This is a genomic window from Microbacterium sp. 20-116, assembly GCF_041079415.1.
Lineage (GTDB): Bacteria > Actinomycetota > Actinomycetes > Actinomycetales > Microbacteriaceae > Microbacterium.
In genome coordinates this window covers 643044-663642 of the sequence record NZ_JBFYGP010000001.1, presented here as the reverse complement: position 1 = coordinate 663642, position 20599 = coordinate 643044, and the positions used below count along the sequence as shown (strand labels likewise).

Genomic DNA, 20599 nt, shown 5'->3' with positions numbered 1-20599 from the left:
CCTTTCTCAAGCCGAGTAGCGCAGTCAGCCCCGAAGATTGGTGCTGTCTGCAGACGTAGAGCGTGGTTGCCGTCTTGCTGAGCTCCGCGAACATCTGAAGCGACGTTTGATTCGCGCCAGTTTCGTATGGTGGACCCCCGAGAATGACGTACTCAGGTCGCGGCGACACGGGCATTCCATACATTCATTTTCGAGAGCACTTGAGCCCGCTTCTCCAGAGTGAGTTCGGATCTCACTCGTTCGAGCGATGGGCGGGGGCGCGCATCGGGTTCTGTGTCGAACCATTTTGCGAGAGCCTCCGTGATTGCCCTATCTTCGTCGACACCTCGATCCACCGATACGCCGCCGACGAGTGCCAGAGCTTCGGACGCGCCCCCGTCGGCGAAGCCAATTGATGGAATCCCTCTCAGAGCGGCCTCGACGGGGACCAGTCCGAATGGCTCAGGTCGACTCGGGAAGCATGCTACGAGTCCGACATCAGAGGGCAGAGCGGAAAGACTCTTTATCTCACCCGCGTAGTGAACGCGGGCGTCCGTAGCGACCACGCTCAAGAGCGAACTCAGGTGCTGCTCCTGGCCCGGGTATGGTGAACCCGCGAGGATCAGAGTGGCCTCGGGCGGAGCGACACGAATGAACGCCCGTGCCACCGCCAGGTGCCCTTTATGCCCGTTCACCCGGGCGACCACCGCTACTTTCGATGAGATCGACGGTTCGCGAGGCTCGTCGGTGACCTCTTCCAGATCGACGACCGGGTACGTGACTCGAATCCGTTCCGCTTCGACCCCGGTCGAGACAAGCCAAGACTTCACCGCTTCACTGCAGCTCGTCAGGTCGTATGAACCGCTCCGCAGCAGGCTCTTCACCAGTACCGTGCCCAGGCGTCCAGGCAGCAGTTCGTGAACGGCAAGATAAAATCGACGCCGGAAAAGTCTCAAGGGTACGGAGTAGTGCGCGACAGCGAGCGTCCAGAGTACGACGACGTCGGCCTTTCGCGCCGCCCTCGGGAGCTGAAGGGATCGCAGGGAATCCCGCAACGCGCTTTTGCGGAGGACGGACATCGATGGCTCGATGTGGACCACCACTCGCAAGCGCCCCAGCAGGGCGGTGAGCGGGCCATCGGCCGGCAGTATCACCGTGACCGAGTGACCTAACCTACGCAGGGCGCGAACTTCGTCCAGGAGGACTCGGCTGGCGCCGTAGACGTCATTGCTTCCGTGGATTATCGCCACCGAAGACATCAGGAAAACTCTCCGATCAGAGCGCTCCACGAGCTGCGGAACTGAGAAGCCGGCCGTGACGCGGCAAGTGCCAGTCCGTCGCGGGCGGAGGACTGCCACGTCTGAGGATCGACCACGAGATCCTCGAGTTGCGTCATGAGCAATGAAGCGTCCTGAGACAGAGTCTGCGACGGTGTGATGGTGACGGCGGTGACTTCATTGAGCGATCCGCGCCCCGTGTGTGCGACGGGCAAGCCGGCAGCGGCTGCCTCGACCGCAGGAAGGCAATAGCCCTCATCTACTGATGCCACTATCAGCGCAAACGAAGTGTCGTAAAGGTGATCGAGCTCTGTAGCCGAGACGTCCTCATGTAGTTTTACCCAATCGTTTCCGGAATCCCACTCGCGAAGCGCCCTGTTGATAGCTTCGGTGTCGTTCCCGGGTCGTAGAACGAGATTGAGAGCGAAGTCCTGCTCGAGTTTGCGTCGCAGCCTGGCCACCACCTCGATCGCCATCGGTATTCGCTTGTGGCGATCGCCGGACGCCACCATGAGGAATCCCGCGCGATGCGCCCCGGGGCGCGGGTCTTCCCGAATGGGTGGGGCTGGCCAGGGTATGACCCGGATATCAGCTCTTGGCCACCTCTTCGCGATCTGACTGGCACTGTGCGCCGATGGCGTGACAATGACGTCTGCGAGTCGCGCTGAGACACCGAACGTGGTGCGCGCGTAGGCGACGAAAACCTTCGCGAATAGACGTTCATGGTCCAAGACCATCGTGTCGTGCATGACGACGATCGACCGCTGAGAGCGAAGCTTCCCACCAGTGTTCGTAGCGTGCACTATCACCTTCTCGCCGCATCTCGCCGCGGATACGGGAACTCGCAAGAAGTCCCACGCGAGCATGTTCGCGACTCGAGCGATTTTGGAGGTCGGCTCTGCCCGCGGGCTAACAGTACGCACATTGACCCCGACGAGGGCCTCTTCGATCAGCCTTGCTCCGCGACTGGATCCACTCCGTCCTCGCACGCCGATGAAATCGTTGAGCAGGGTCACTGAGAACCGAACTTCATGTAGGCGGACTGGAGTTGAGCGCGGAACTCCGTGCCGTCGAACCGCAGACTTGCGGACGCGGCTCTCTCGCGCGCAGATCTCATCTCGTTATCGTCCGTGGCCCACAGTGTGACCTGGGCGACTATCTGCTGGAGGGAGTCGGAGGGGAGTGCTGAATCTAGGTTCCCCTGCCTCCACGGCGAAGGGTCTTCCATGAGAAACGTGGGTTCCGAGACCATCTCAGAGATAGCGCTGTTCTGAAAAGCGACGACGGGCGCCCCTGCCGCCATCGCCTCCAGGGGTGGCATGCCCTGTCCTTCATAGGCTGAGGGATAGAAGAAGGCAACCGCGTTCTTGTAGACGGCCGCTAGTTCGGTGTCGGAGAGGTTGTCGAATCTGAAAACGTGATCGGTGAGGGGGAAGGCGGAGGTGCCCCTTCCTACGACCACCGTATAAATGTCTTCGTTCGCGAGAGCTTTCGCCACGGCCGGGATCCAGTGGAACCGCTTCCTGGGATCCGGGGTGCGGAGGTCCACCATCGCGACGATGTATTTCAGGCCGTCGATTGCGCGGGTCGTACCGGGGAGATCTTTCGGCGCGTCGAAGTAAGCCCTCGATACCGGTAGCGAGCAGATGTCTATCCTGTCGCGCGACATCTTGAGTTTGTCCTGAACTCGCGCTGCGGTGAATTCAGAGTTAGCAAGAATCCTGTCGGACCTGCGAGCGTTGAAGAAGAGGGCGCGGCTCTTCAATCCGAGCTTCGAGTATTGCTTCAGGTCCAGGGGGATCGTGTCTTGAACAGTGCAGAGCCACTTACTGGATTTCAGAAGCGGGAGGTGATGCACGGCCGTCGCGTGATACACGTCCGGCGGGGGTTTCATTCGACCCAGCTGCCGCTGGACGGCGAAAAGGTCCGTGCCGTCGTCGCGCGCTGAGCCTGACACGTTCACAACGCTGATACCGGGTGTGGAGTGAGCCGCCGCTGCAATCGTGGTCGCGTATCTTCCGAGTCCCCTGTCAGCACCCGGGCCGCTCAGCGAAAATTGGTCGAGCGCGATCCGCATCAGGATTTGTCCTCTTTCCGGCTTCCGACCAGTGCGAGCAGTGCCGAGTGGTATGCGGCGCACACCTGGCTCCACGAGTAGTGTTCGGCAGCCCTCGCGCGGTTGGCATCCGCGACTTCCTCCAGGTCCTCGCGTTCCATCATTTCTGAGAGAGCGTCGTTGACCGCGGTGGGATCGGCGTCGACGAAAACGGCGTTGCTGCCCAGGACTTCCCGGTTGTAGACGGTGTCCCGAGCGACAACCGGCGCGCCAGCAGCCATGGCTTGAACCAGGGCTGGGTTCGTTCCGCCAACGGAATGGCCATGGAAGTACGCGCCAGCATTCTTCCAGAGCGACAGGAGTCGAGCGTCGTCGCGCACATGGCCCAGCCAATGAACTCGAGGGTGGCTGGTGTCCAGTCGCTGCGCCCAATCATCGAACTCGCCGCCATAACCGCTGGAGCCGACGATGACGACGTCCCACCGGCTCGCGAGCGTCGGGGTTGCGGTGAAGAATTCCTTGATGGTGTTCTCGGGCACGAATCGCGCGACGACGAGGACATATCCTCGCGCTGTGAGTCCGGGTTCTACCGGCAGCTCGGGGGGAGTCGCCTCCCCGCCGTAGGGAATGAAGGTGCCATCGCGTTGGAAATCCGATTTCCAACGCGTTCCGATCGCCTCCGCGTCGAAGACGAGCTCGTTCGCCCAGCGAGCGGTGCAGCGGGCTCCCAGCCTGAAGACTGCTTTCGCAAGACGGCCCCATTTTGCGCGGTCCCACTCGATACCGTCGACGTTGACGAGGGTGGGTATGCCGCGGAGCCTGAGGAGCGGGAGCCAGAAGCCGTTGGCCACGTTCATGACCAGAGCGACGTCCGGTTTGCGGATCGCCGTTCTCAACATGGAGGTGAAACCGTAGCTCAACGTGCTCAGCTGCTTGGTGTCGAAGCCAGCAGTCGTTATCGACTTGATGCGCGGGTCTCCGACAGGCCCCGCAGACGGCTCGCGACGTGAGCGCCCATAGACGGAAACGTCCCACTCCTGATCCGCCAGATACGGGGCAAGCTTTCGGACAGCCGTTTCGAAGCCTCCGTAGTAGCTCGGGTAGCCGCGGGTGCCGACGATGTCTACTCTCAGCTGCGTCACGTCAATCCGTCCTTCTGGCCGCCGTGAGGACGTCCATCGTTGGTTGCGACCTCGTCGTAGCTGGGGGTGGATCCTGTGGCCCGGGCCGAAGGCGGAGGGTAAGCACCAATGAATGTGTATTGCTTGGGGTTGGCCCGAGGTCACTCTGTTCAGCAGCGCTCGCGTTTCACCATGTCGCTGTCCGAGAATGCTCACAACTTCTGTTGCTGCATCCTGCCTCCGTGGCCGGGGGTTGCTCTAGGTATTCTGACTCTGGATCGAACGATAACAGGCTTGTACGGAGCCTGATGTCACTTTCAAATGAACGCTGCATTTCTCGTCATCTCGCGACGCTCACGCGGAAGGGGGCGTCGACGCACTGTGAGTCCGAGAGCCGGGCGCCGCCTTGCGTTGCTTCTGCTCCGGCGGCGGGTTTGCGGAGTGGTCGGCGAGCTTGCTGATGTGGCCGCATGCGGAGCACGGAGGGCCGGGGCGGAGCTCACGTCGAGCCGTCGCTGACCTGTTCGAGCTACCCCAGGGGATGGGGTTTTGACGATTGCCGCGACGGCGCGGACGAGGGCCTCGTAACGCAACCTGCTGGGCAAGCGGGAGGCCCCGGATCGGCCAACAAGTGGTGCTTGCGCTACGTCACACGGGCCATGCGGCGAGGGTCACTTGGACGCGCGTCTGGAAAGGCGCGTTACGAGATAGATGACACGGCCGACGATCGCGACAACGGCGATGTCAACCAGGCGAAGCCCGCAGCGACCGGATCGGAACTTTGCGGTTGCGTTTCGTTTCTCGTACCTCGAGTGACGTTTCACGGCTGGATAATAACAGCTTCCGTAATGTAGGCATTGGGTTCTCGGTATGCGATTGTTTGTCATCGCTGACCCGGAGGTCGTGCCACTGGCGCCGCGCCGCTGAAAAGGTCGCGCACCTGGGGCGTGGGAGTCAATCCGCGGCGCCGCGCCGGCGCACCTTCGGGTACGCGCGGAGAGCGTGAAGTCGAAGACCGAGGCTCGCAGAAAGCACGGCAGATGACAGAAGGCCCCGGATCTTCCGATCCGGGGCCTTCTTCTTGTTGCGGGGGCAGGATTTGAACCTACGACCTCTGGGTTATGAGCCCAGCGAGCTACCGAGCTGCTCCACCCCGCGGCACAAGAGAAAACATTACCTGCGGATGAACAAACCCGCAAATCCGGACGTACGCCCCGGGAGTGTCGCGAAAGAATAGCGCTGGTGAGCGAAGATATCGCCAGTTGCGCCGACGGGCGCCGCGCAGTTTTGCTCAGCAGGCCGATCACGGGGAAGCGGGACTGTGCGACGGCGGGTTCGTGAGGGCTTTCGTCCGACCTCGGGGCGCCGAGCGTCGCTCGCCGCACCGAGCCCGCTACGAGGAGCGTCCGACCGAGCGGCTGCTACCCGTCAGCGCGCTGGCTTTCGTCCTCGTCTTCGCTGGCTTCAGTGAGATCGTGCGGTCGGGGTCGTGCGTGACGCGGTCATCCTCGTACTGTGGATTCGGTGCCGACGATCGTCGGGCGCCGGGGAGGGAGATCGCTCCATGAGTCACGACACCGTTGCAGTCGCCGTGGCGCAGTTCGCGCCCTCGGCCTCGCGGGAGGGCAACCTCGCCGATATCGCCGGCCTCGCCCGCACGGCCGCCGCCCGTGGAGCCTGCGTCGTGGTCTTCCCGGAGTACTCCAGCTACTTCGTCGACCCGTTCGACGCCTCGCTCGCTGAGAACGCCGAAGACCTCGACGGCCCGTTCGTGCGCGCGCTGATTACCCTGGCGACCGAGCTCGACGTCGTCCTGGTCGCGGGCCTTGTAGAGAAGGCTGACGACGGTCGTCGCGTGCGGAACGCGGTCGTGGCAGTCGGCGCCGATGGCATCCGTTCCGTTTATCGGAAGCTGCACCTCTATGACGCCTTCGGGCAGCGCGAATCCGACTGGGTCGAACCGGGCGAGACCACCCCGCCGCAGACGTTCGAGGTGCGGGGCCTGCGATTCGGGCTGATGACCTGTTACGACCTGCGCTTTCCCGAGGTGTCTCGCACCCTGGCTGACGCGGGAGCTGATGTGGCGCTGGTTCCGGCGGAGTGGGTTCGAGGGCCGCTCAAGGAGTACCACTGGACGACGTTGCTCACCGCTAGGGCGATCGAGAACACGTTTTTCGTGGCCGCGGCCGACCACCCGCCGCCGCTCGGTGTGGGGCACTCGATGATCATCGACCCGCAGGGAGTCATCCTGGCTCAGGTGGGTACGATGACCGACGTCGCGGTGGCGCATATCGATGTGGCCGCTATCGCGCGAGTGCGGCGTGTGAATCCTGCGTTGGAGCTGCGGCGATACCGGGTCACGCCGCGCTGATGAGTTCGCGCTCGGGGCGTCACGTCGTTAGCGGTCGTCACCAGCCCGAGCCGTTGAGTTCGATCCCGTCCGCGCGGTCGACCACGCGAAGCTGATGCGCGGGTCCAGAACACGGGCAGAACGTTCGCGTCATCGACGCCGTCTCGGAGTACTCGAAGCTCGCGCACGATGTCCATGCGCACCGCCCGGGCGTGACACGTTCCACGAACACCGTGAATTTGCTGCGTCGCAGCCCGACGGCTGCGTGGACGCAGGCTCGACACGATCCGGTCGACGCGGAGGTCAACCCGTCAGAGCTGGCCACGGGCTTGCGCTCTCACTGCGGCGACGACGGACTCGTGGGACGGATGGACGAACAGCACCCCGACGCCCTGGTGGAAGCTACCAGGCCGGATTGCGAAGGTGTAGCGAACCTCGACGGTCGGATCGTCGCGAAGTACCCGACGTATCACTTCTTTTACGCCCTCGGTCACACGGCCTCCAACCAACGCGGGTTCGTCATGGCGCACCGCTACGTTTTCACGTGTGAGACCTGCGATGCGGGTTTGTTGACCATTCGACAATATTTCGTATTTTGTCCGCAACAAACGTCACGCTTTCGGAGGGAAAGGGGGCGGCTTCTGTGTGGTCGACATCTCTCCCGGACGACGGGGTGCTTCGACGGCGGGAAGCGTGTACTCGTCGACGCTCAGCGATTGTCTGCGCGCCTCGGCCGCCTCAGTTGAACGTCATCCCCGCCAACCGCTCCGCCGCATCCTGCAGCACCTCCACCCGCTTGCACGCGGCGAACCGCACGAGCGTCGCGTAGTCGGGACGGTGCTCGGGCGTCACGAAAGCGGTGAGCGGAATACCGACCACCCCGGCGCGGGCGGGCAGTTCGCGGCAGAACGCGTCGGCGTCAGTGGCGCCGAGTGGGGCGGCATCCACCACCGTGAAGTACGACCCCGCGGGGGTGGAGACCTCGAACCCGGCAGCGCGCAGCCCCGTGCCCAGCAGGGCGGCCTTGGCCGCCATCTCGGACGCGACCGAGGCAAAGAACGCGTCGGGGAGGCGCAGGCCCACCGCGATCGCCGGTTGAAAAGGCGAACCGCCCACATAGGTGAGGTACTGCTTGACGGCGAGCACGGCGGTGACGAGGTCGGCGGGGCCGGTGACCCATCCGGTCTTCCACCCGGTCAGCGAGAACGTCTTGCCGCCCGACGAGATCGACAGCGTCCGCTCCGCGGCTCCGGGAAGGGTGGCGATCGGCACGTGCGGTCCGTCGAACACCAGGTGCTCGTAGACCTCGTCGGTGACGATGATGGCGTCGTGCCGATGGGCCAGGCGCACCACCTCGTCGAGCACCTCGCGCGAGAAGACCGTGCCGGTCGGGTTGTGCGGGTCGTTCACGAGGATCACGCGGGTGCGATCGGTGACGGCCGCTGCCAGCTGCGCGAGGTCGGGCTGGAAGTCGGGCCACCGCAGGGGCACCGGCACGAGTTTCGCGCCCGACAGGGCCACGCAGGCCGCGTACGAGTCGTAGTACGGCTCGAACACCACGACCTCGTCGTCGGGGGAGTCCACGAGCGCCAGCAGGGTCGCGGCGAGCGCCTCGGTCGCGCCGACCGTCACCAGCACCTCGCGCTGCGGGTCGAGCTCGATCCCGTAGAAGCGCCTCTGGTGCTCGGCGACGGCGGCCAACAGGTCGGGAAAGCCGCGTCCCGGGGCGTATTGATTGACGCCCGACGAGATGGCCGAGCGGGCGGCATCCAGAACCGCGTCCGGTCCGTCCTCGTCGGGAAAGCCCTGGCCGAGATTGAGAGCGCCGGTCGCGGTGGCGAGGGCGCTCATCTCGGCGAAGATCGTCGGAACCGATGAGCCGTCGGGCGCGAGCAGTCCCGCGCCTCGAGCGGTGCGCTGCCAGGCGCCGGGAATGTGTCGCATGGATCCAGGATGCCGCACCCTCGCGCAGCGCAAGCGGGAATGCCGCGCGGGTCTCTCCTGCTAGACCCATAGAGACGGCCCACGCCCGTCATAGGTGGTCCACAGGAACGGTGGTCATCGTAGAAGCACCTGGAACAAGGAGCATCCCATGAGCGACACCACGGACAACCGTCCCGAGGGCAACGACAACAGCCACCAGAACAACTCGGCCGCGAACGGCGCCGTTCCCGCGTCGCCGCAGCCCGAGTCCACCACCCCCGCCGCCCCGCGCTACGACGCGCCGCCGGTCCCCACCCGTTCGCCGGCCTCGGCCGCCGCGGCCTGGCCGCCGCCCGCCGCGGGTGCTGCCGCGCCCCAGCAGCCCGGTTACGCCTCGGCCCCCTCGGGCGCCACCTCGCCGACCGGTCAGGCCTTCGGCCCCGCTGCGACCGACGCGCACCCCACGCTGGCGATGCCGTCCTCGGCATCCACCGCTCCCCGCAAGAAGAGCGCGGCACCGCGGATCGCCGCTCTGCTGGTCGCGGCCGCCCTCGTCGGCGGTGGCGCAGGTCTTGGCGGCACCTACGCCGGCCTCAGCCTCTGGGGCGGATCGAACTCCTCGGTCGCCTCGGGGCCGCAGGCGATCACCGTCAACAACCCCGACAGCGTCAACAACACCTCCGCGGTCGCCGCGAAGGTCGTCCCGAGCGTCGTGACCATCAGCGCCACGGCCGGGCAGTCGGGCGGCACCGGTTCGGGCGTCATCCTCAGCCAGGACGGCTACGTGCTCACCAACACTCACGTGGTCACCCTCGACGGCCAGAGCGGCAGCGCGAGCATCTCGGTCACCACGTCGGACGGCAAGGTCTACGCGGCCAAGGTGGTCGGAACCGACCCCACCTACGACCTCGCGGTCATCAAGCTCGAGAACGCTTCGGGGCTGACCCCGATCGAGTGGGCCGATTCGTCGAAGCTCAATGTCGGCGACAACACCATCGCCGTCGGCGCTCCCCTCGACCTGCCCAACACGGTCACCACGGGTATCGTCAGCGCCCTGAACCGCTCGATCCAGGTCGCTTCGTCGGCCGCTCCGAGCGACGGTTCCGACCAGCAGCAGCAGGAGCCCGGCCAGGAGAGCCCGTTCCGCTTCGACTTCGGTCAGGGCCAGCAGCAGCAGTCGACCAGTCAGACGATCAAGATCGCCGTCATCCAGACCGACGCCGCCATCAACCCCGGCAACTCGGGCGGGGCGCTCGTCGACAACCAGGGCAAGCTCATCGGCATCAACGTCGCCATCGCGAGCGCCGGCGGGTCGTCCTCGGGCGGGCAGTCGGGCAACATCGGCGTCGGCTTCTCGATCCCCTCCGACATCGCCAAGCGCGTCTCCCAGGAGATCATCGACAACGGCTCCGCCACGCACGGCCTGCTGGGTGCCTCGGTTCAGGATGCCGCGTCCATCCAGGGCGCCACCACGACCGGTGCCTACATCGCCGACGTGTCCAGCGGCGGCGCGGCCCAGGCCGCCGGGCTGCAGAAGGGTGACGTGATCACCAAGTTCAACGGCGTCCCGATCACGAACTCCATCGACCTGACCGCCCAGGTGCGCGCTCTCGCCGCCGGCAGCAAGGCCGAGGTCACGTACAACCGCGGCAACGCCGAGAAGACCGCCGAGGTGACCCTGGGGTCCATGCCCACGAACTGACCCCGCCGTTCGCGCGAAGAACGCCACCCCGCTGAATCCCAGCGGGGTGGCGTTCTTCGTGGGTTTCGGGCCCCGTCAGTGCAGGGGTGCCAACCGCCCGATCGCCGCGAGGGGGATGCCCACCCAGTCCGGGCGGTTGCGCGTCTCGTAGATCGCCTCGTACACGGCTTTGTCGAGCTCGAAGGCCTTCAACAGAGCGTCGTCGTCGGTGCGGGGGCGGCCGGTCGTCGCGGCGTACCCGTCGAGGAACGCCTGCTGCGCAGCGATGACCCACGCGCGCACGGCTTCTCCGTCGTCGTCGGCGACCGCGCCCGAGACGTAGTCGAACGAGCGGAGCATTCCCGCGACATCGCGCACGGCGACGTCGGGCTGCAGACGCTCGTTGATCGGGCGAAGCGGCTCGCCCTCGAAGTCCAGGAGCACCCAGCCGTTCGAGGTGGTGTCGAGCACCTGCCCGAGGTGCAGATCGCCGTGAATGCGCTGAAGAGCCGGCCACCTCACGTCGAGGGCCCTGTCGTAGACCTCGTGGATCTGCTCCTCGTAGGGCTTGAGAGCGGGCACCTCCATCAGTGCGATGGTCAGGCGGCGCTCCCAGGCGCTGTTCACCGACGACTTGTCGGCCGCACTCGGGGGGAATGTCGAGAACCGCTCGGCCAGGGCCACGTGCATGCCGGCGACACTCGCTCCGAGGGCGTACGCACGCTCCGAGAAGTCGTCGCCTGCGGCGGCGGCATCGAGCGCGACGCGCCACGCATCTTCGACGCCCTCGAAGAACTCCTGCGCGAAGGCGAGCGAACCGCTGACGGGAACGCCCTCCGGGGTCATCCAGATTCCGCGTACCTCACCGATCGCTCCGGGCACGAATGAGGCCCCGCCGGCGGCCAGCGCGGACTGGAGCTCGACGTCGGGATTAATCCCCGGATTCACCTGACGGAACAACTTACAGATGACGGGTACACCCGGTTCTTCACCCTCGAGACGGTAGATGATCGAGGTGTTCGACTGCTCGCCGCTGAGCACGCGGGCCGTCGTACGCGAGGCCAACGGGCGCCCGTTGGTCGCCCCGAGCGGGATGCCCCGGAAGCCGTCCTCCGGCGCCCCCACCTCGCCGCCCGCGGTGACCAGCGCGTACAGCGCGTCGGTGAAGGCGGGGTCGGTGGTGGCATCCGTCCATACCTGTCCCTCCGCTGCGGCGCCGATCAGGCTCCCCGGCGGAACCGAGCCCTCCGCCCGGCGTGCGACGGGCACCTGGTACACGATCGCCGGTTGCACGGCTTCGTCGCGCACCAGCAGCACTCGCGCGTCGGCGGCGTCGAGCGGCCAGTCGGCCACGAGAGTCAGCCGCGGGTCGCGGCCCTTTGTTCCGTACCAGCGCTGACGCGGCATCCAGACAGCGAGGAGTTCGAGGAGGTCGCCCATGCGGGCAGGCTAACGCGCCGTCGAGTCCTTCGTGCAGGTCTTGCGCGCGGCCCCTCGTCGGTGAGAGAGGGCGAGATTCAGGATGCCGACCTCTCGTCGTCGCCGCCCGGCTCGAGCTCGGGGGACTCTGAGCGGTGCTCGTGGCGCGAGAGGGCCCTGCGGGCGATCGCGCCGGTTCGGCGTCCCGCCCCCGCGAGGGCGTCACCGGCACGACGAATCCCGCCGAACGCGGCCCGCTCGAGGGGCTCGGTACCGGGCCGCGGCTCGAGGTCTGCGGGGAGGGTCGACGGGGGAGCGCCGAACGCGCGACGGGCATTGACCAGGACGCGACGACCCAGGATGTTGTTTCCCGCGCCGCCCACGACGGCGCCGACGCCGAAGGGGAGGGCCTTGCCGATCCACGAGGCACCGCCGCGCGCGGCGAACTGACGCACGAACGTCGTCTTGAGCCGGTCGACGAGGGGGCCGACCATCGCGCGCGGCAGCGTCTTGGTCACCATCTCGCCCCAGTAACTGGAACGCGAGCCCCCACGTCCGGCGGCCTGAGAGGCCAGCTGCGAGACGAGGTCGATGCCCTCCTTGCCGAGCATCAGCGCGAGCACCAGCGCGCGGCCGCGATCGGGGTCTTCGACCACGACCCCGTGCACCTCGGCGACCGACTGCGCGTACAGAGCGGTCGCCTCGAGAAAGCCCACCGTCTCGACGCCGCTGAGCGCCAGGGTGACGCCGGTCCCGATACCGGGGACGACGGCGGTCGCTCCCACCGCGGCCCCGCCGGTGGTGACGGCCGCGAGATAGCGCCGCTCGAGGATCTTCAGGATGTCGTCGACGCCGGCATCCGGATGCCGCAGACGAATGCTGCGCAGGTGCGCGAGCACCGCGGGGCGCTGGACCGACAGCACGCGGTCGTGCATGCGGATGGTGCGCGGGTGCTCCTCCGACCCCACCGGGGGTAGGCCGCCCTTCCAGGGGGCGTCGTCGGGCAGGGTGTGAATGCGGTGCACCTTCTCAGCCATGCCTCCATCCTCACCCGGAGGACGGATCGGGCGGGGGTGCTTGACGGCCGCGGGGCGCGGTGCGGCGTGCACAGCCACGAAGTGCGGTTGCGAGTCGACCCCGAGAGCGCCTGCGCACGTACGCGCCCGGGATGTCGAAGAGGACGTCATCCGTTCAGATGAAATGTTTTGCGGGGATCCACCGGCCTTTCGTTATCTGTGAGTGTGTGGGGCGCGCGACTGAGCGTCGGTCGGTGTCGGAGGGGGTTGGTAGTTTGGTGCGATGACAGCGTCGCTGCCGGAGCCCCCCGAAAAGTCCTCTTCAGATACCGAGGGCGCGGCGGCGAGCGCCGAAGCCGCGGTGTCACCCCCGGCCAAGCCCCGCGCGCCGCGTGCGACCACGCCGCGAGCTCCGCGGCGCCCGGCGGCGAAGGCTGCGGACGCCGATTCGGCAGAGACGCCCCAGGCGACCGCCCCGCCGCGCACCCCGCGGACGACTGCCGCGCGCGCCGCCTCGGCCGCGGAGACGACCGGCCGGACGCCCGCGGCGAAGAAAGCGACCGCGCCGAAGAAGCCTGCCGCGCCGAGGAAGCCTGCTGCTCCCCGCACGACGGCGGCGAAGGCTGCGGGGACGAAGGCGGCGGCGGCGAAGCCCGCCGCTCCCAAGAAGCCCGCGGCTCCGCGTCAGACGGCTGCGGCGAAGGCCGCGGCTGCCAAGGCGGCAGCGGAGGCGGCTGCTCTCGAGCAGTCGCGGGCCGAGGCGACCGTGAGCGCGCCGGACGTCGCCATGCCGCCGCTTCTGCCCGATGACATCGTGGTGCCGCCGCGCCCGCCGCTACCGGCTGTCGGCGCGACGACCGAGAGCGACGACGCCAATGCAGAGCCCGACCAGGCGGTCGCCGAGCCGGACGCGGTGGTCACACCGGATGCGGCGAGCTCCGCTCCGGCTGAGGATTCCGCCGAGAACTCGTCCGCTGCCGGTGACGCCGAGTCGGAGACCGTTGCCGACCCGAGCCCCGCCGATGTCGCTGTCGAGGAGCCGGTCGTCGATCCGGCTCCCGCCGATGTCGCGGTCGCCGATCCGATCGTCGCCGACGTCGTCGTCGAAGAACGGGTCGCCGATACGACTCCCGCCGATGTCGCCGTCGAGGAGCCGGCCGCGCAAACCGTGGCCGACCCGACGCGGGCCGACGTCGCCGTCGAGGAGCCCGCGACTGACGCAGTAGACACGCCCCAGCAGACCGACCCGTCGTCCTCACTGGTCACGTCGTCGTCCACCGAGGTCGTCACCGAGACGCCGCTCGAGCACGACCTCCCTGCCGACTCGGCAGCTCCGGCCGCCACCCCGCCGAGCGAGGGGTCACCCGCGAGCGCCGACGGCGTGAGCGAGCAGGAAGACCCCACCCCCGCCGACGTGCGCGTCGACGAGGCCGAGCCCGCGGACTCCGAGACCGCCCCGTTCGTCGCTCCGGAGTCGACCGAGGTGCCCGAGACCACCGGCGTCGATGCGGCGGGCGCCGAAGACGACGGACAGACCGCCGTCCTCGACGCATCTCCGGCCGAGACGCTCGAGCGCGCCGTCGACCCCGAGCCCCGCTCCGAGCTGGACGAGCCCGTCACCCAGGTCGACGACGCGCTCGTACCTACCGCGGTGGATGCGCAGCCGGTCGATGCGCCCACGGCATCCGACGACGAAACCGCCGTCCCGGCTCTCGCCCTGCGCACGATCACGAAGAGCTTCGGCGAACTGCGTGCCGTGGACGCGATCGATCTGACCGTGCCCGCGGGGGCGTTCTACGGCCTGGTCGGACCGAACGGCGCCGGAAAGACCACGACCCTGTCGATCATCGCGGGCCTCCTGCGTCCTGACCGCGGCACCGTCACGATCAACGGTGTCGACGCGGCCAAGCGCTCGCGCGAGGCCAAGAAGCTCATCGGCGTGCTGCCCGACCGGCTGCGCACCTTCGACCGGCTCACCGGCCGTCAACTGCTGTCGTATTACGGCGCGCTGCGCGGGCTGCCCGCCCCGCTGGTCGAGAGCCGCACCGCCGACCTCGCTCGTGCCTTCGACCTCGTCGAAGCGCTCTCGCGCCCGGTGTCGGACTACTCCGCCGGTATGACCAAGAAGGTCATGCTCGCGGGGGCCATGATCCACTCGCCGCGTCTGCTCGTGCTCGACGAGCCCTTCGAGGCCGTCGACCCGGTGTCGAGCGGCGTGATCCTCGACATCCTCGGCACCTACGTCGAACACGGCGGCACGGTCATCCTTTCGAGCCACGGCATGGAGCTCGTCGAGCGCGTGTGCTCACGCGTCGCCGTCATCGTGTCGGGTCAGGTGCTCGCCGAGGGCACCATCGACGAGGTGCGCGGCGAGGGAACGCTCGAACAGCGCTTCCGCGAACTCTCCGGTGGTCTCGGCGACGTGGAGGGACTCGAGTGGTTGCACACGTTCTCCGCCTGAGACTCGCCATGATGCTGGGCGCTCTCCGGGGCGACCGGCGCGAGGTCGTCCGGCGCGCCATCGGCGTCGTCATCCTCGTTGCCGCCACCATCGTGGCGGCGACGAGCGCCGCCGGTCTGGCGGATGCCAGCCCCCTCACCACCGCTGTCGTCACGGTGCTCGCGGGGTCGGCGGTGACGCTCGGCTTCGCGGTCGGTCCGCCCGTGACCGCCTCGATCGACCCCCTCGACCCGCGCCGCTTCGCCGTCGTCGGGCCCGAGCCCCGCCCCCTGGCCGGCGCGCTGCTGCTGGCCGGGTTTCTCTCCGTGCCGGTGCTGGTCGTGCTCGTGCTCGGGGTCAGCCTCGCCCTCGCGTGGGGCGCGCACGGCGCCTCGGCCTGGGCGAGTGCGGCATCGGTCGTTCTGGGGCTCGCGACCTGTGTGCTGTTCGCTCGCGTGAGCATGGCGCTCGGCGCCCTCGTGCAGCGACCGCGGCAGTCGCGCGAACTCGTCGGGGTGTATCTCATCGCCGTTCTCGTCGTCGTCGTGCCGGTGGGTGTCTTCCTCGGATCGCTCGAGTGGCGGGGGGTCGTGCCGTCGCAGCTCGCCTCGGCGGCAGAGGTGCTCGCGTGGACCCCGATCGGGGCTGCGTGGGGTATCGCCCTCGCACCGTCGGCGGGAGCGGCCGTCGGCAGCCTCGTCGTGGCCCTCGCAACCGTCGCAGCTCTGGGACTCGCCTGGTTCGCCCTCGTCAACGTCCTGCTCACCACCACCCGTCGTCCGGCCGCGGTGCGCGAGCGCGGCGGCCTCGGCTGGTTCGCGATCCTGCCGGGCACGCCGGGGGGAGCGGTCGCCGCCCGCAGTCTCTCGTACTGGTTGCGCGACCGCCGGTACATCGTCAACGTCGTCATCGTGCCGATCGCCGCCGTCGTCTCGACGGTGCCGTTGCTCGTCGCCGGCGTCCCGTTCGAGCTCGCCGTCCTGCTGCCGGTGCCGATCATGGCGCTGTTCTTCGGGTGGCTGCCGCACAACGACCTCGCGTACGACTCCACCGCGCTCTGGATGCACATCGCCAGCGGCATGCGCGGGGCTCCCGACCGCATCGGGCGTCTGGTGCCCGTGCTGCTCATCGGCATCCCGATCCTCGCCGTCACCCTGCCGCTCGCCATCGTCGCGCACGGGCGCTGGGCGATCTTCCCGGCGATGGTCGGGGTGTGCGCGGCTCTGTTCCTGGCGGGGCTGGGACTGTCGAGCATCTCCTCGGTGGTGGCGCCCTACGCGGTCTCTCGACCGGGGGACAGCCCCTTCCAGCAACCGCAGCGCACGGGCTCGGGCGGCGTCGTCGCCCAGGGGCTCGTCATGGCCGGCGCGATCGTCGCGGCCTCGCCTGCGGCATGGCTCACGTGGCGGGCGATCAACGGCGAGACCGTCGACACGGTGCTCGCGCTCTGGGTCGGCATCGGCGCCGGAGCGATCGTGCTCGTCGTCGGCGTCGCGATCGGTGCGGCTCTGTTCGAGCGCCGCGGAACGCGTCTCATGGAGTTCGCCGAAGCGACCTGACCTGGCTCGCGACCGACCCGTCAGGGCTGACCGCGGCTACACTGGCTCTCCATGAGCACGCCTCTCGACAGTCCTGACAGCGGGGGTCTCGCGACCCTGGATCGTGAGCTCGAAGAGCTCATCCGCGAAGAGAACATCGAGCCCGGTGATCACGAGCGCTTCTCCCATTACGTGAAGAAGGACAAGATCCTCGAGTCCGCCCTCAGCGGCAAGCCGGTGCGCGCCCTCTGCGGCAAGAAGTGGACGCCGGGGCGCGACCCCGAGAAGTTCCCCGTCTGCCCGCAGTGCAAAGAGATCTACGAATCCCTCATCAACTGAGGCCTTCCCGCTCCTCGTGAGGGGCCGAAAGCGTCGCCCCGGCCAGCGCTCGGCGACGCTCTCCGGCCCCTCACGCACGTCCGCCGCGTGAGGGGCCCGTGCGCCCCGGACCCGCCGCTCAGCGCGCGCGCCGGGGCTCACCGCGTTTCGCGGTACTCCGTCGGCAGCGCCGGGTCGGCCTTGCTCAGCGCCAGGGCGCGCACGGGCAGTTCCTCACGCACGCGGGAGTGATGGGCCCGCGCCGCCTGGACTCCGGCCGAGCCGAGAGCACCGGCATCCGCCTCGCCGTCCTCCATGAGCGTCGCCTGCAGCGCACGCGCATCGGGGTGTTCGGCCGCGGTCGAGAGTTCTTCGAAGCCGTCGCTGACGACGATGAGCTCCGAGGTCGCGGTGCCGGAGTCCAGGGTGCGGAACGCGGCCTTCCGCCCCCCGTGCGAGGCCTTCTGCGCGGATGCCTTGGCCACGGCCACCCACGAGCCGTCGGCGGCCTCTCGGGCCACGAGCTTGAAGACCAGCCCCGCGGTCGGGACGCCCGAGCCTGTCGCGACCGAGGTGCCCACGCCGTACGAGTCGACGGGTGAGGCCGCCAGGGCGGCGAGAGCGTACTCGTCGAGGTCGCTGGTCACCGTGATGCGGGTGCTCGTGGCGCCCAGTTCATCGAGCAGCGCGCGCACCTCGCCCGCGACGATCGGCAGGTCGCCGGAGTCGATGCGCACCCCGCCCAGGTCGGTGCCGGCGACGCGGACGGCGGTCTTGACCCCCTCGGTGATGTCGTACGTGTCGATCAGCAGAGTCGTCCCGGCGCCGAGAGCGTCGATCTGCGACCGGAAGGCGTCTTCTTCGCTGTCGTGCAGCAGCGTCCAGGCGTGAGCGGCGGTGCCCATGGTCGGCACACCCCAGCGGCGACCGGCCTCGAGGTTGCTGGTGGCCGAGAACCCGGCGATGTACGCCGCGCGCGCCGCGGCAACCGCGGCCTCTTCGCTCGCACGGCGCGACCCCATCTCGGCGAGTGGTCGGTCGCCCGCGGCCACGCTCATGCGGGCGGCGGCGGTGGCGACGGCGGAGTCGTAGTTCAGGATGCTGAGTGCGAGCGTCTCGAGCAGTACGGCCTCGGCGAACGTTCCCTCGATCGTGAGCAGGGGAGACCCGGGGAAATAGACCTCGCCCTCGCGATATCCCGTCACCGACCCCGTGAAGCGGTAGTCGGCGAGGAAGTCGAGGGTTCCGCCATCGACCACCCGGTTGTCGCGGAGGAAGCGCAGTTCGTCGTCGCCGAAGCGGAAGTCGCGGATCGCTTCGAGCAACCGGCCGGTCCCGGCGACCACGCCGAACCGGCGCCCGCCCGAGAGGCGGCGCCCGAACACTTCGAAGACGCACCGGCGCGAGGCCGTGCCGTCGCGGAGGGCCGCGTCGAGCATCGTGAGTTCGTAACGGTCGGTGTGCAGGGCGGTGCTGCGGCTCATGGCGCCAGCCTATTCCGGCCCCGTGGCCGTGCCCGCGCGGACTCCCGCGCTTGACAGTCGCCGCCCGGCGTACCGAACTCCTGAACTTTCGGGGGGATGCGAGCCATGGATGCCGTGGCACCGCGAACCGTCGGATTTCCTCAGGAGTTTCGCACGCCGCGCGTCCCCGGCCACTCCTGTGCCGGGCCACCCCCGCCCCCGGCCACCCCCGCGCCGGCCACCCCCGCGCCGCGCCCGCGCCGGCAACCAGCCCGAGCGCCCGCACCCGCGCCGCGTCGTGCGAAACTCCTGACTTTCCGACCGTGAGACGGCCGAACGGCAGCACATGGCGCCTCTTCGCCTCGTTTCTCAGGAGTTCGACACCACCCGATGTCGGAGACCAGCCCGGTCCACCCCCTCCCGATAGGCTGGAGCCCTATGAACGACGCGCCGATCGGGATCTTCGACTCAGGAGTCGGCGGACTCACCGTCGCCCGGGCCGTCTCTCAGCAGCTGCCGCGCGAGTCCATCCTCTACATCGGCGACACCGCCCGCTCGCCCTACGGCCCGAAGCCGATCGCCGACGTTCGCAAGTACTCGCTCGAGGTGCTCGACACCCTCGTCGAGCAGGGCGTCAAGATGCTCGTGATCGCGTGCAACACCGCCTCGGCCGCAATGCTCCGCGACGCGCGCGAGCGCTACGACGTGCCGGTGGTCGAGGTCATCGGCCCCGCCGTCCGCACCGCGATGTCGACCACCCGCAACGGTCGCATCGGCGTGATCGGCACCGTCGGCACCATCGGCTCCCGCGCGTATCAGGACATGCTCGAGGTCAACGAGCGCCTGACGGTCTTCGCCGAGGCCTGCCCGCGCTTCGTCGAGTTCGTCGAGGCCGGGGTCACCGACTCGCCCGAAGTCCTCGCCACCGCCGAGCAGTACCTCGCGCCGCTCCGCCACGCCGGCGTGGACACCCTCGTGCTCGGCTGCACCCACTACCCGTTCCTCGAGGGCGCCATCAGCTACGTCATGGGCCCCGAGGTCAGCCTCGTCTCGAGCGACAGCGAAACCGCGAAAGACGTCTATCGCCAGCTCGTGTCGCGCGACCTTCTCGCGACACCGGATGCCGTGCCCACCGCCCGCTACGAAGCCACGGGCTCATCGGCCGACGACTTCGTGCGCCTCGCTCACCGCCTCATGGGCCGCGAGGTGCGCGAGGTGCAGCTCGTGCAGACCGGCGCCATCGACCTGCCACGCTGAGTCGCGGCATCCATTCCCGTTCCCCTGGAGGACCCATGACCCGCAAAGACGGTCGCACCAACGACCAGCTCCGTCCCGTCACCATCGAGCGCGGCTGGTCGGCTCACGCCGAGGGCTCAGCCCTCGTCACGTTCGGCGGCACCAAGGTGCTGTGCACCGCGTCGTTCACGAACGGCGTTCCGCGCTGGCTGACCGGCAAGGGCAAGGGTTGGGTCACGGCGGAGTACGCGATGCTCCCGCGCGCGACGAACAGCCGCAACGACCGCGAGTCGATCAAGGGCAAGGTCGGCGGGCGCACGCACGAGATCTCGCGCCTGATCGGCCGTGCCCTGCGTGCGGTGGTCGACACGAAGGCGCTGGGCGAGAACACCATCGTCATCGACTGCGATGTGCTGCAGGCCGACGGCGGCACGCGCACCGCGGCGATCACCGGCGCGTATGTCGCCCTGGCGGATGCCATCGCCTGGGGACGCGAGAAGAAGTTCATCGGTCAGCGTGCCGAGGTGCTGCGTGACTCGGTCGCCGCGGTGTCGGTGGGCATCATCGACGGCGAGCCGATGCTCGACCTGGCGTACGTCGAGGACGTGCGCGCCGAGACCGACATGAACGTCGTCGTCACCGGTCGCGGTCTGTTCGTCGAGGTGCAGGGGACGGCCGAGGGCGCGCCGTTCGACAAGCGCGAGCTCGATCAGCTGCTCGAGCTGGGCGTGAACGGCTGCGCCGAGCTGCGCGGCATCCAGGTCTCGACGCTCGAGGGCTGA

General features: G+C 68.2%; 15 protein-coding genes and 1 tRNA gene. 7 read left to right on the top strand and 9 right to left on the bottom strand.

Annotation, left to right across the window (positions count from 1 at the left end; all coding sequences use genetic code 11):
• Positions 1 to 152 precede the first annotated feature (152 nt).
• The 5 genes from AB6V29_RS03275 to AB6V29_RS03255 all read right to left on the bottom strand — a co-directional run bounded on the left by AB6V29_RS03275 (position 153) and on the right by AB6V29_RS03255 (position 5591).
• Complete coding sequence (locus AB6V29_RS03275; RefSeq protein WP_369357004.1) at positions 153 to 1238, bottom strand: glycosyltransferase family 4 protein; 1086 nt, start codon at positions 1236 to 1238, stop codon at positions 153 to 155.
• Complete coding sequence (locus tag AB6V29_RS03270; RefSeq protein ID WP_369357164.1) at positions 1238 to 1993, bottom strand: glycosyltransferase; 756 nt, start codon at positions 1991 to 1993, stop codon at positions 1238 to 1240. The genes AB6V29_RS03275 and AB6V29_RS03270 overlap by 1 nt, the downstream gene beginning before the upstream one ends.
• A gap of 275 nt (positions 1994 to 2268) precedes the next feature.
• Positions 2269 to 3333: a glycosyltransferase gene (locus tag AB6V29_RS03265; protein WP_369357002.1), complete on the bottom strand. Its 1065-nt coding sequence runs from the start codon at positions 3331 to 3333 to the stop codon at positions 2269 to 2271.
• On the bottom strand, positions 3333 to 4454 hold the full coding sequence (locus tag AB6V29_RS03260) for a glycosyltransferase (RefSeq protein ID WP_369356997.1): 1122 nt from the start codon (positions 4452 to 4454) through the stop codon (positions 3333 to 3335). Before AB6V29_RS03260 ends, AB6V29_RS03265 begins: the two co-directional genes overlap by 1 nt.
• 1063 nt (positions 4455 to 5517) lie before the next feature.
• Positions 5518 to 5591 (bottom strand) — tRNA-Met (locus AB6V29_RS03255).
• Between the two features lie 406 nt (positions 5592 to 5997).
• Here AB6V29_RS03255 and AB6V29_RS03250 point away from each other — a divergent pair.
• Positions 5998 to 6804, top strand: coding sequence for a carbon-nitrogen hydrolase family protein (locus tag AB6V29_RS03250; RefSeq protein WP_369356995.1), 807 nt, complete (start codon positions 5998 to 6000; stop codon positions 6802 to 6804).
• A 717-nt stretch (positions 6805 to 7521) separates the two neighbouring features.
• Here the strand turns inward: AB6V29_RS03250 and AB6V29_RS03245 are convergent.
• Entirely contained in the window at positions 7522 to 8727 is a 1206-nt protein-coding gene (locus AB6V29_RS03245) for an aminotransferase class I/II-fold pyridoxal phosphate-dependent enzyme (protein ID WP_369356993.1), read from the bottom strand.
• A 148-nt stretch (positions 8728 to 8875) separates the two neighbouring features.
• Between AB6V29_RS03245 and AB6V29_RS03240 the strand changes: the two genes are divergently transcribed.
• The gene (locus AB6V29_RS03240) at positions 8876 to 10408 is read left to right on the top strand and encodes a S1C family serine protease (protein WP_369356991.1); all 1533 of its coding nucleotides are present in this window, start codon (positions 8876 to 8878) and stop codon (positions 10406 to 10408) included.
• A 75-nt stretch (positions 10409 to 10483) separates the two neighbouring features.
• On the opposite strand, the gene AB6V29_RS03235 is transcribed toward AB6V29_RS03240, so the two are convergent.
• Positions 10484 to 11827: an aminoglycoside phosphotransferase gene (locus AB6V29_RS03235; RefSeq protein WP_369356989.1), complete on the bottom strand. Its 1344-nt coding sequence runs from the start codon at positions 11825 to 11827 to the stop codon at positions 10484 to 10486.
• A gap of 77 nt (positions 11828 to 11904) precedes the next feature.
• A complete protein-coding gene (locus tag AB6V29_RS03230; protein ID WP_369356987.1) occupies positions 11905 to 12843 on the bottom strand; it encodes a hypothetical protein in 939 nt (312 codons plus the stop codon).
• A 262-nt stretch (positions 12844 to 13105) separates the two neighbouring features.
• On the opposite strand from AB6V29_RS03230, the gene AB6V29_RS03225 reads away from it, so the two are divergent.
• From AB6V29_RS03225 to AB6V29_RS03215, 3 genes are read left to right on the top strand one after another with little or no spacing between them, the layout of a single operon-like run.
• The gene (locus AB6V29_RS03225) at positions 13106 to 15283 is read left to right on the top strand and encodes an ATP-binding cassette domain-containing protein (RefSeq protein WP_369356985.1); all 2178 of its coding nucleotides are present in this window, start codon (positions 13106 to 13108) and stop codon (positions 15281 to 15283) included.
• Between the two features lie 11 nt (positions 15284 to 15294).
• Positions 15295 to 16821, top strand: coding sequence for a hypothetical protein (locus AB6V29_RS03220; RefSeq protein ID WP_369356983.1), 1527 nt, complete (start codon positions 15295 to 15297; stop codon positions 16819 to 16821).
• A 51-nt stretch (positions 16822 to 16872) separates the two neighbouring features.
• Positions 16873 to 17139 (top strand): DUF3039 domain-containing protein, encoded by a 267-nt coding sequence (locus AB6V29_RS03215; protein ID WP_056230575.1) that lies wholly within the window; start codon positions 16873 to 16875, stop codon positions 17137 to 17139.
• 137 nt (positions 17140 to 17276) lie between these two features.
• On the opposite strand, the gene AB6V29_RS03210 is transcribed toward AB6V29_RS03215, so the two are convergent.
• Complete coding sequence (locus AB6V29_RS03210; RefSeq protein ID WP_369356981.1) at positions 17277 to 18602, bottom strand: nicotinate phosphoribosyltransferase; 1326 nt, start codon at positions 18600 to 18602, stop codon at positions 17277 to 17279.
• A 417-nt stretch (positions 18603 to 19019) separates the two neighbouring features.
• Here AB6V29_RS03210 and murI point away from each other — a divergent pair, with 417 nt between their 5' ends.
• Positions 19020 to 19838: a glutamate racemase gene (murI, locus tag AB6V29_RS03205; protein WP_267787002.1), complete on the top strand. Its 819-nt coding sequence runs from the start codon at positions 19020 to 19022 to the stop codon at positions 19836 to 19838.
• Positions 19839 to 19873: 35 nt separating this feature from the next.
• Positions 19874 to 20599 carry a ribonuclease PH gene (gene rph / locus AB6V29_RS03200; RefSeq protein ID WP_210074494.1) on the top strand — a complete coding sequence of 242 codons (726 nt, stop codon included), beginning with the start codon at positions 19874 to 19876 and terminating at the stop codon, positions 20597 to 20599.

Coding starts and splice junctions, on each gene's coding strand:
- AB6V29_RS03275 (WP_369357004.1), bottom strand. CDS start 1,238: ATGTCTTCGGTGGCGATAATCCACGGAAGCAATGACGTCTACGGCGCC.
- AB6V29_RS03270 (WP_369357164.1), bottom strand. CDS start 1,993: ATGGTCTTGGACCATGAACGTCTATTCGCGAAGGTTTTCGTCGCCTAC.
- AB6V29_RS03265 (WP_369357002.1), bottom strand. CDS start 3,333: ATGCGGATCGCGCTCGACCAATTTTCGCTGAGCGGCCCGGGTGCTGAC.
- AB6V29_RS03250 (WP_369356995.1), top strand. CDS start 5,998: ATGAGTCACGACACCGTTGCAGTCGCCGTGGCGCAGTTCGCGCCCTCG.
- AB6V29_RS03245 (WP_369356993.1), bottom strand. CDS start 8,727: ATGCGACACATTCCCGGCGCCTGGCAGCGCACCGCTCGAGGCGCGGGA.
- AB6V29_RS03240 (WP_369356991.1), top strand. CDS start 8,876: ATGAGCGACACCACGGACAACCGTCCCGAGGGCAACGACAACAGCCAC.
- AB6V29_RS03235 (WP_369356989.1), bottom strand. CDS start 11,827: ATGGGCGACCTCCTCGAACTCCTCGCTGTCTGGATGCCGCGTCAGCGC.
- AB6V29_RS03230 (WP_369356987.1), bottom strand. CDS start 12,843: ATGGCTGAGAAGGTGCACCGCATTCACACCCTGCCCGACGACGCCCCC.
- AB6V29_RS03225 (WP_369356985.1), top strand. CDS start 13,106: ATGACAGCGTCGCTGCCGGAGCCCCCCGAAAAGTCCTCTTCAGATACC.
- AB6V29_RS03220 (WP_369356983.1), top strand. CDS start 15,295: ATGCTGGGCGCTCTCCGGGGCGACCGGCGCGAGGTCGTCCGGCGCGCC.
- AB6V29_RS03215 (WP_056230575.1), top strand. CDS start 16,873: ATGAGCACGCCTCTCGACAGTCCTGACAGCGGGGGTCTCGCGACCCTG.
- AB6V29_RS03210 (WP_369356981.1), bottom strand. CDS start 18,602: ATGAGCCGCAGCACCGCCCTGCACACCGACCGTTACGAACTCACGATG.
- murI (WP_267787002.1), top strand. CDS start 19,020: ATGAACGACGCGCCGATCGGGATCTTCGACTCAGGAGTCGGCGGACTC.
- rph (WP_210074494.1), top strand. CDS start 19,874: ATGACCCGCAAAGACGGTCGCACCAACGACCAGCTCCGTCCCGTCACC.